We start from the raw sequence: 9,631 nt of genomic DNA, 5'->3' as shown, positions 1-9,631 counted from the left end.
GACAATGCGGCATGAGTATACCCGCTAATGCTCAGCGGGGTAAGTACACTGCCGCTCGATTGCTTAAACCCTCGCCATTTATGCCGGGTTTTTATCATTTTTCTTAATGTTTTCCGCACGTTCTGCTTTTTGTCGTGCTTCTGCTTTGCGCTTGTTGCTCATGTCGTTACGGATCTGTGCATGACTCATTAACGCGAAGATAAAGGTGCCGCCGCAGATGTTTCCTGCCAGAGTAGGTAACGCGAAGGGCCAGATGAAATCGCTCCAGTGCAGCGTGCCGTTAAATACCAGATAGAGGATTTCTACAGAACCGACAACGATGTGGGTGGTGTCTCCGAGGGCGATAAGCCAGGTCATTAATATAATCACTACAATCTTTGCCGCACCCGCTGCAGGAAACATCCATACCATAGTGGCGATCAGCCAGCCGGAAATGATCGCGTTGGCAAACATCTCACTGGGGGTGTTCTTCATCACATCCATGCCGATTTTTACAAATGCATCGCGAGTTTCTTCATTAAAGATAGGCATATATTCAAATGCCCACGCCGCAATACCTGTCCCGAGAATATTCCCCAGCAGCACGACGCCCCATAACCGCATAAGTAAGCCGACGTTACTCATTGTCGGTTTTTGCATGACGGGTAGTACCGCAGTCACGGTGTTTTCGGTAAATAATTGTTGGCGGGCCATAATGACGATAATAAAGCCAAAGGTATAACCGAGATTCTCCAGCAAGAAACTGCCCGGCACGCCTTCCAGTTCGACATGAAATATCCCTTTTGCCAGTAGTGAAGCGCCCATCGACAGACCCGCCGCAATGGCTGACCACAGTAGCGCCATTGCGTCGCGTTCCAGCTCTTTTTCACCATCCTGGCGGATATGTTCATGAATTGCCATCGCCCGGGAGGGGAGTCGGTCTTCATCTATTTCTATTTTTTTGCCGCGTTCTTTTTCTTCGCTCTCAACTTCAATTTCGTCGCTGTGTTGATCAATTTTGTCGTTGTCCATGGTCTCTTCTCTTGAATTAGCACGTATAGCTAAAGCGTAGCGGCTTTTTTGCTCGCAACTGGCGGGAGTTACTCTGAAAATGTAGAAAAGGCTGTGTTTGCCTTTTTCTGTTTCTATAGAATCAAGTAGCCTACAGGGCGTCGATTACCAGGCTATGATCAAATCAGCAAATCAGGGCGTCTGGACATCAGTTGACGTGCTGTTACAATCGCCCACACCTAAACAGGCGGATACGGTATCGTTCCGTCATGGATGGCAAACTGCATAAGCCATAAAAAAAACAGGGAGACATTTATGAAGCTTCGCCTGTCGGCGCTTGCTCTTGGAACTACGCTTCTGGTGGGGTGTGCGAGTTCCGGTACAGATCAGCAAGGGCGTTCTGACCCATTAGAAGGGTTCAACCGCACCATGTACAACTTCAACTTCAATGTATTAGACCCGTATATTGTTCGACCGGTCGCAGTCGCCTGGCGTGATTATGTTCCGCAACCGGCGCGTAACGGTTTGAGCAACTTTACCGGCAACCTTGAAGAACCTGCGGTGATGGTTAACTACTTCTTGCAGGGCGACCCTTATCAGGGGATGGTCCACTTTACCCGCTTTTTCCTGAACACTATTTTGGGGATGGGCGGCTTTATTGATGTTGCGGGGATGGCGAACCCGAAACTGCAACGGACTGAACCTCACCGCTTCGGTAGTACGCTTGGTCATTATGGCGTGGGGTATGGGCCGTACGTACAATTACCGTTCTACGGAAGCTTCACGCTGCGTGATGACGGCGGTGATATGGCGGATGGTCTTTACCCGGTACTTTCCTGGCTGACCTGGCCGATGTCCGTGGGTAAATGGACGCTTGAAGGTATCGAAACCCGTGCGCAACTGCTGGATTCCGACGGCCTGCTGCGTCAGTCGTCCGACCCATACATTATGGTGCGCGAAGCGTACTTCCAGCGTCATGATTTCATCGCCAATGGCGGCGAACTCAAACCGCAGGAAAACCCGAACGCGCAAGCGATTCAGGATGAGTTAAAAGATATCGATTCTGAATAAGAAACAAATAAAAAGGTGAGTCGCAAAACTCACCTTTTTTGTTGTTATCCCTCAATTACCACAAGTAAAAGGAGACAAACCGACAATGACCCGGACGAATTATGTAAAAATACTGATGTTCGTCACTGACTGTTTCCGATATTCAGACGTTGAAAAATCAAAAAACTGGACAAATAATTTTAATTATCATCAAAATTAACACCCAACGCAGAGAGTTGTTTAATTTCACTTTGATATTTCATCTGGCGATTTTGAAGTCTTTTTTCAACTTTATCTTCGATTTCCTTAAACTGTTTATATTCATTTTGAGAGTTGTCAACGTCAACTTCGTTAGCGAATAAAGTAGAAATTATTTCTTTTACATTATCGCGTCTAAATTTTGCATCGTCCACTTGAAAATTGTATCTTATTGCTCGACCTAAACGTTTAAAAACTTCGTTAGGTTCTCTCAGTCTTTCCCCGTTGAGCTCGTTTACAACCTGATGATCGGAACCTGTTGCAAATGACTCTGCCATGATAGCTTTACTGCTTTCAAACCACGCTGAAGCTTTCCTGGCGTTTTCACTACAATATTGGGTGAGACTATCACCATTAATACGAATTCCTCTTTGAATGTGGTAGTCGTCCTGATCGTAGTAACCGAGAGATAAGTAATCATTTCCGTTTTTATTTTTAATTACAATAGCGAGAGAGTCGCCTTTTTTATCTTTACCGTACCAGGTAAATAAGTCCGTTGGTTCGCTTTTCCCGCTCTCATCAAATTTCGTTACCGTATGTCTGAGTTTGTGCGATATTTTATCGAAGATAAAACCAGGATTTCCATCATATATTTCTTTTATTGCGCTGAAGATCATTTCCTTGTTATGGATATCATGAGTATTCTCTACTACATTTTTACTGATGATGGTTTGACCGACTTTTTTGTTTTCATCGTTCGCAGGTGATTTTGTTGGTTCTTGATTATGAATACCAATAATACCATCATCAGTATATTCAGCATTATTTATATCATCATGAGTCTTCTCAACTATGTTGTCATTAATGATAGTACGGACGAGTTCTTTGTCTTTATAGTTCGCAGATAATTTTATTGGTTCTTGGTTGTTGATACCAATAGTAATATAGTCTGTATCATTGGAGCCAATATCAATATAAGTAACTGAGGAATTATTGATAATTATTCTATCAAGTTCACCGGTTCCTCGTATGGCATTTTTTATAAGCTCAAGTAGATGTTTAATACAGGTACTTATTCCTTCCTTGCCATTAAAAAGGTTTTTGAACTCTTGTACTAATCCATTAACTTCATTATTGTTATTTTCATTGGTGGATTCTGTGTAAGTAGGGCAGGTATTGTTGATTGAAACAGCTGGTAGCATGATTTTATTCCACGTTGATTGATTTGTTGCAAATATATATTACCTAATAAAATAGACTATCAAAAAACGCTCATTTATTTAGAACCTATCTTTAATTTGAGTGTATGAGCGCATAATAGCCAGGGTGGTTTGAGTATCCTGGAAATTCAGAAAAGTAAACTCATTGAGAAGGACGAGCAGAATGCCTGATAATCTGTCTTTCCCTTCAGGCCTGTTTGTGGATAACGCTTACAGATTTGCAAGGGCAAGCTGACATCAGGCTGTTTGCAAAATTGTCTTATCTCAGGAGGCAAGCAATGAGGAAACAACTTTCGGTGAAGAGAGGGAGTTAAAGCCACCTGCTATGCAGGTGACTTTAACCCGGTAAACGCGTTATCAGAATGCGTAGTTAAAGTTCGTCCCGAACAGCCAGGCTTTACCTTCAGACTCGAACTGATATGGCCCTTCGTTAATTTTCACGCTCTGGCCGTGCATATAAGAAACACCAACGTCGACTGAAGCATCTTTATTAAATGCGTAAGTCGTACCTGCACTCAGCCAGAAACGGTCCTGGTCCGGAATGGAGATAGAACGATTCTGTGCCGGAACTGGGCTGTCATCGAAGGCGATACCGGTACGGAAGGTCCAGTTATCATCGTAGTAATAAGTGGTACCCAACGCGATGCGGTAAGCATCTTTAAAGCCTTCATGTTTCTGGAACAGCGTGTCGCCACTCGTTGATGTCGCTTTCAGTTGCTGGAACTGACTCCAGCTGGTGTAAGCCAGGCTATAGTGAATTGCCCACTGCGGATCAACACGGTTATAACCCGACACTTCCCACATTTCAGGCAGGTTCAGCGTCAGATAACCCGACTGCGTTGCGCCACCTGTCGCGGTAGGAATTGGCAAACCGTAGTTATTAAAAGCCGGGTTAAGATCGCTGCTGTAGTTACCCTTGAAGTCAATTTTCACTTCAGAGCGGTAGGTCAATGCGTAGCGGTTGTTTTTATCCAGTTCGTACAGGATCCCGGCGTTCCAGCCAAAGCCCCACTGGTTACCGTTCAGGTGAGCGATTTTGGTATTACTGTCGATGCCGTTGGCGGTAGCTGCTAATGCTTGCCCCTGAGGAGTCTGCCAAGCAGGAGATTGCTTAATCTGACCAGCCACCAGTTGCCCCAGATCGCCTGCAAAACGTTCAATTTTCGCACGAGCGTAGACGGCGTTGAAACCGAGACCAAAGCTCCATGCATTATTTAAGCGATACGCACCGCTTAAGTTCAGGTTCATGGTTTCAAGGTCGGTGGTACCACCGACAGAACCGCCTGCATAAGTATCGTTAAACTCTGTTGCCAGGCCATAGTTAGAGGTAATAGAAGCCCCCCAACCAAATTGGTCGTTAATCGGTGCAACAAAGTGCATGTTCGGAACCCATGCCGTAGGCGCGATATTATCGGCTTTCAGGCTACGACCAGACGGAGACGTTCCGCTGATATTTACGTCCGGATCTATATAAACCGCACCCGCAGAAAATGTCGGGCGGTCAAACATGGTAATCAACGCGGGGTTACGGCTGACGTTACCTGCATCATCGGCAATAGCGCCTTCCCCTGAATAAGCCCGGCCCAGGCCAGAGGAAGAAAATTCGTTTAACTGAAAGCCTGCCGACCAGGCCTGGGTGGAGATAAGTGCCACTGCGACTGCGATAGCAGACTTTGTAAACAGGGTTTTCTGGCTCATGACCATAACCTCAATGATTTATTTTTATACAAACTATGTTACGTACTGTAACAGGAGCGCGAAGTGTAGGGTCTGAGGTACATCTTAGAAATCAGACCAGTGGCGAGAGTATAGGTCGGACCAGATGGAATGTTGCAAGTATGTTTCTATATTTTTTCAAATATGATCTAAGAAACGCGATCCAGCTGGCAAAATTTGGAGGTGGCGCACTCATGGATTCGGGTGAATTTTGTTTTAGATCATTTTTAAGTGTGATTTCGGTCACTTATCCGATTTTGCAGAATTAACAACTGGAGCAGTACTTTCCGGAAGCGTAAAATATCCCCAACGTTTATCTGGCACCTTAGGTGCACATACAGAGGAAATCAACGATGAGTAAATGTAGTGCTGATGAAACCCCGGTTTGCTGCTGTATGGATGTTGGCACCATTATGGACAACTCCGACTGCACCGCGTCTTACAGCCGCGTGTTTGCAAACCGCGCAGAAGCAGAACAAACGCTGGCGGCGCTGACTGAAAAAGCCCGTAGCGTGGAATCCGAACCTTGCAAAATCACCCCGACTTTCACTGAAGAGTCTGACGGTGTGCGCCTGGATATCGATTTCACTTTTGCCTGCGAAGCTGAAATGTTGATCTTCCAGCTGGGTCTGCGTTAATTCCTCTCGGGTATATACGCCCCTGTCAGTTCCTGGCGGGGGCGTTTTTATTTTCTCTTCCTCTTTTCTCTCTGTGTCATAGCTCCCACTTTCCTTTTTCTCCACTTGGCTAAATGTAAAAAAATGGTTAAGACTATGATCAGGTCAGACCACTTTATTTATTTTTTTACAGGGGAGTGTTATGGGTCAGGTTTTACCGCTGATTACCCGCCAGGGCGATCGTATCGCCATTGTTAGCGGCTTACGTACGCCTTTTGCCCGTCAGGCGACGGCTTTTCATGGCATTCCCGCTGTTGATTTGGGGAAGATGGTCGTAGGCGAATTGCTGGCACGCAGCGAGATCCCCGCCGAAGTGATTGAACAACTGGTTTTTGGTCAGGTCGTACAAATGCCTGAAGCCCCCAACATTGCGCGTGAAATTGTTCTTGGCACCGGAATGAATGTCCATACCGATGCTTACAGCGTCAGCCGCGCTTGTGCTACCAGTTTTCAGGCGGTTGCAAACGTCGCCGAAAGCCTGATGGCGGGAACTATTCGTGCGGGGATTGCCGGCGGGGCAGATTCCTCTTCCGTATTGCCCATTGGTGTTAGTAAAAAACTGGCGCGCGTGTTGGTGGATGTCAACAAAGCCCGCACGATGAGCCAACGACTGAAACTTTTTTCTCGCCTGCGTTTGCGTGACTTAATGCCCGTACCGCCTGCGGTGGCGGAGTATTCCACAGGCTTGCGGATGGGCGACACCGCCGAACAAATGGCGAAAACCTACGGTATTACTCGCGAACAGCAAGATGCGCTGGCGCACCGTTCACATCAGCGTGCTGCTCAGGCATGGTCAGAAGGTAAACTCAAAGAAGAGGTAATGACCGCCTACGTTCCTCCTTATAAACAACCGCTCGCGGAAGACAACAATATTCGCGGCAATTCCACGCTTGCTGATTACGCAAAGCTGCGTCCGGCGTTTGATCGCAAACACGGGACGGTAACGGCAGCAAACAGTACGCCGCTGACCGATGGCGCAGCGGCGGTGATCCTGATGACTGAATCACGGGCGAAAGAATTGGGCCTGGTGCCGCTGGGATATCTGCGTAGCTACGCATTTACCGCTATTGATGTCTGGCAGGACATGTTGCTCGGCCCGGCCTGGTCAACGCCGCTGGCGCTGGAACGCGCTGGATTGACGATGGCCGATCTGACATTGATTGACATGCACGAAGCCTTTGCCGCCCAGACGCTGGCTAATATTCAGTTGCTTGGCAGCGAACGTTTTGCGCGCGACGTACTGGGGCGTTCCCATGCTACTGGTGAAGTGGACGATAGTAAGTTTAACGTGCTTGGTGGTTCCATTGCGTACGGGCATCCCTTCGCAGCGACTGGAGCGCGGATGATTACCCAGACATTGCATGAGCTTCGCCGTCGCGGCGGTGGATTTGGTTTAGTGACCGCCTGTGCTGCGGGTGGGCTTGGTGCGGCAATGGTTCTGGAGGCGGAATAATGGAAATGGCATCAGCTTTTACTCTTAATGTTCGTCTGGACAACATTGCAGTCATCACCATCGACGTTCCCGGTGAGAAAATGAATACCCTGAAGGCGGAGTTTGCCTCGCAGGTGCGCACCATTATTAAGCAACTTCGCGAAAACAAAGAATTACGTGGAGTTGTATTTATCTCAGCGAAACCGGACAACTTTATCGCCGGAGCAGACATCAACATGATCGGCAACTGCAAAACGGCGCAAGAAGCGGAAGAGCTGGCGCGGCAGGGGCAACAGTTAATGGCGGAGATTCATGCTCTGCCTGTTCCGGTTATCGCGGCTATTCATGGCGCTTGCCTGGGGGGCGGGCTGGAACTGGCACTGGCGTGTCATGACCGCGTCTGCAGTGACGATCCTAAAACGGTGCTTGGCTTGCCGGAAGTTCAGCTTGGATTATTGCCAGGTTCAGGCGGTACTCAGCGTTTGCCGCGCCTCATTGGCGTCAGCACCGCGCTGGAGATGATCCTCACAGGCAAGCAACTACGGGCAAAGCAGGCTTTAAAACTGGGGCTGGTGGATGATGTCGTTCCGCACTCTATTTTACTGGAATCCGCCGTTGAGTTGGCAAAGCAGGATCGACTATCTTCCCGCCCGCTACCTGTACGCGAGCGCATTCTGGCGGGGCCGCTAGGTCGTGCACTGTTGTTCAAAATGGTCGGCAAGAAAACAGAGCAGAAAACTCAGGGGAACTATCCGGCGACAAAACGCATTCTTGAAGTCATCGAAACCGGATTAGCGCAAGGCACCAGTAGCGGCTATGACGCGGAAGCCCGTGCCTTTGGTGAACTGGCGATGACACCACAATCGCAGGCTCTGCGTAGTATCTTTTTTGCCAGTACCGAAGTGAAGAAAGATCCGGGCAGTGATGCTCCGCCCGCGCCGTTAAATAGCGTAGGGATTTTAGGTGGTGGCTTGATGGGGGGCGGTATTGCTTATGTTACTGCTTGTAAAGCGGGCTTGCCGGTCAGAATTAAAGATATCAACCCGCAGGGCATAAATCATGCATTGAAGTACAGCTGGGATCAGTTGGAGGGCAAAGTGCGCCGCCGACATCTCAAAGCCAGCGAACGTGACAAACAGCTGGCATTAATTTCGGGAACAACGGATTATCGCGGCTTTGCCCATCGTGACTTAATTATTGAAGCGGTGTTTGAAAATCTCGAATTAAAACAAAAGATGGTGGCGGAAGTAGAGGAAAATTGCGCCACTCATACCATCTTCGCTTCGAATACGTCATCTTTACCAATTAGTGATATTGCCGCTCACGCCTCGCGACCGGAGCTGGTTATCGGTCTTCATTTCTTCAGCCCGGTAGAAAAAATGCCGCTGGTGGAGATCATTCCTCATACGGGGACCTCGGCGCAAACCATCGCTACAACGGTAAAACTGGCGAAAAAACAGGGAAAAACACCAATTGTTGTGCGTGACAAAGCCGGGTTTTATGTCAATCGCATTTTAGCGCCTTACATCAATGAAGCTATCCGCATGTTGACTGAAGGTGAACGGGTTGAGCATATCGATGCCGCACTGGTCAAGTTTGGTTTTCCGGTGGGACCAATCCAACTTTTGGATGAGGTAGGAATCGACACCGGGACTAAAATTATTCCTGTACTGGAAGCCGCTTATGGAGAACGTTTTAGCGCGCCTGCAAATGTTGTTTCTTCAATTTTGAATGATGATCGCAAAGGCAGAAAAAATGGTCGGGGTTTCTATCTTTATGGGCCGAAAGGGCGTAAAAGCAAAAAACAGGTCGATCCTGCTATTTATCCGCTGATTGGCGCGCAAGGGCAGGGGCGACTCTCCGCACCGCAGGTTGCTGAACGGTGTGTGATGATGATGCTGAATGAAGCTGTACGTTGTCTGGACGAGCAGGTTATCCGTAGCGTGCGTGACGGGGATATCGGCGCGGTATTTGGAATTGGGTTTCCGCCGTTTCTCGGTGGCCCATTTCGCTATATCGACGCTCTCGGTGCGGCAGAAGTGGTTGCAATAATGCAACGTCTGACCGCGCGGTACGGTTCTCGTTTTACCCCTTGCGATCGTTTAGTTGAGATGAGCGAACGTGGGGAAAGTTTTTGGAAAACAACTGCAACTGACCTGCAATAAGAAGGTCAAAGTTATATGAATCCGCGCTGAATGGCGGAGCGTTGGTCAAAATGTAAACGCATATTGACTATACTTACGCCATTGAGGTAAAAAACAGCGTTTCATTCGGTGAATGGATAAGGCACAATGCCGGCCACCGTCGTGTTTCTCTGGTTTCAGATGAAACACGACGGGCGAATCTGG

Annotated in this window: 7 protein-coding genes; 4 read left to right on the top strand and 3 right to left on the bottom strand. The window is 48.0% G+C overall.

All coding sequences use genetic code 11. The features are described 5' to 3' along the window. Positions 1 to 78: 78 nt before the first annotated feature. On the bottom strand, positions 79 to 1,011 hold the full coding sequence (locus tag QUE34_RS13965) for a formate/nitrite transporter family protein (protein WP_000368131.1): 933 nt from the start codon (positions 1,009 to 1,011) through the stop codon (positions 79 to 81). A 294-nt stretch (positions 1,012 to 1,305) separates the two neighbouring features. On the opposite strand from QUE34_RS13965, the gene mlaA reads away from it, so the two are divergent. Continuing rightward, positions 1,306 to 2,061, top strand: coding sequence for a phospholipid-binding lipoprotein MlaA (gene mlaA, locus QUE34_RS13960; RefSeq protein WP_000776770.1), 756 nt, complete (start codon positions 1,306 to 1,308; stop codon positions 2,059 to 2,061). Between the two features lie 179 nt (positions 2,062 to 2,240). On the opposite strand, the gene QUE34_RS13955 is transcribed toward mlaA, so the two are convergent. Further along, on the bottom strand, positions 2,241 to 3,440 hold the full coding sequence (locus QUE34_RS13955; RefSeq protein ID WP_032303471.1) for a hypothetical protein: 1,200 nt from the start codon (positions 3,438 to 3,440) through the stop codon (positions 2,241 to 2,243). A gap of 375 nt (positions 3,441 to 3,815) precedes the next feature. After that, entirely contained in the window at positions 3,816 to 5,156 is a 1,341-nt protein-coding gene (fadL, locus tag QUE34_RS13950) for a long-chain fatty acid transporter FadL (RefSeq protein ID WP_004017164.1), read from the bottom strand. A gap of 371 nt (positions 5,157 to 5,527) precedes the next feature. Between fadL and QUE34_RS13945 the strand changes: the two genes are divergently transcribed. The 3 genes from QUE34_RS13945 (at position 5,528) to fadJ (ending at position 9,448) form a co-directional block, all read left to right on the top strand. Continuing rightward, positions 5,528 to 5,812 (top strand): YfcZ/YiiS family protein, encoded by a 285-nt coding sequence (locus QUE34_RS13945; RefSeq protein WP_001296261.1) that lies wholly within the window; start codon positions 5,528 to 5,530, stop codon positions 5,810 to 5,812. Between the two features lie 181 nt (positions 5,813 to 5,993). Further along, positions 5,994 to 7,304: an acetyl-CoA C-acyltransferase FadI gene (gene fadI / locus QUE34_RS13940; protein ID WP_032303470.1), complete on the top strand. Its 1,311-nt coding sequence runs from the start codon at positions 5,994 to 5,996 to the stop codon at positions 7,302 to 7,304. After that, positions 7,304 to 9,448, top strand: a complete 2,145-nt coding sequence (gene fadJ / locus QUE34_RS13935) for a fatty acid oxidation complex subunit alpha FadJ (RefSeq protein WP_032303469.1) — start codon at positions 7,304 to 7,306, stop codon at positions 9,446 to 9,448. The genes fadI and fadJ overlap by 1 nt, the downstream gene beginning before the upstream one ends. The last annotated feature ends 183 nt before the right edge of the window (positions 9,449 to 9,631 follow it).

Source organism: Escherichia sp. KS167_9B (genome assembly GCF_030295215.1).
In the GTDB taxonomy this organism is placed as follows: domain Bacteria; phylum Pseudomonadota; class Gammaproteobacteria; order Enterobacterales; family Enterobacteriaceae; genus Escherichia; species Escherichia coli_F.
The sequence above is the reverse complement of the archived record's forward strand: the minus strand, read 5'-3'. Positions and strand labels throughout refer to the sequence as shown.

What these genes read in the sequence shown, in the direction of transcription:
- QUE34_RS13965 (WP_000368131.1), bottom strand. Translation starts at nt 1,011, where the DNA reads ATGGACAACGACAAAATTGATCAACACAGCGACGAAATTGAAGTTGAG.
- mlaA (WP_000776770.1), top strand. Translation starts at nt 1,306, where the DNA reads ATGAAGCTTCGCCTGTCGGCGCTTGCTCTTGGAACTACGCTTCTGGTG.
- QUE34_RS13955 (WP_032303471.1), bottom strand. Translation starts at nt 3,440, where the DNA reads ATGCTACCAGCTGTTTCAATCAACAATACCTGCCCTACTTACACAGAA.
- fadL (WP_004017164.1), bottom strand. Translation starts at nt 5,156, where the DNA reads ATGAGCCAGAAAACCCTGTTTACAAAGTCTGCTATCGCAGTCGCAGTG.
- QUE34_RS13945 (WP_001296261.1), top strand. Translation starts at nt 5,528, where the DNA reads ATGAGTAAATGTAGTGCTGATGAAACCCCGGTTTGCTGCTGTATGGAT.
- fadI (WP_032303470.1), top strand. Translation starts at nt 5,994, where the DNA reads ATGGGTCAGGTTTTACCGCTGATTACCCGCCAGGGCGATCGTATCGCC.
- fadJ (WP_032303469.1), top strand. Translation starts at nt 7,304, where the DNA reads ATGGAAATGGCATCAGCTTTTACTCTTAATGTTCGTCTGGACAACATT.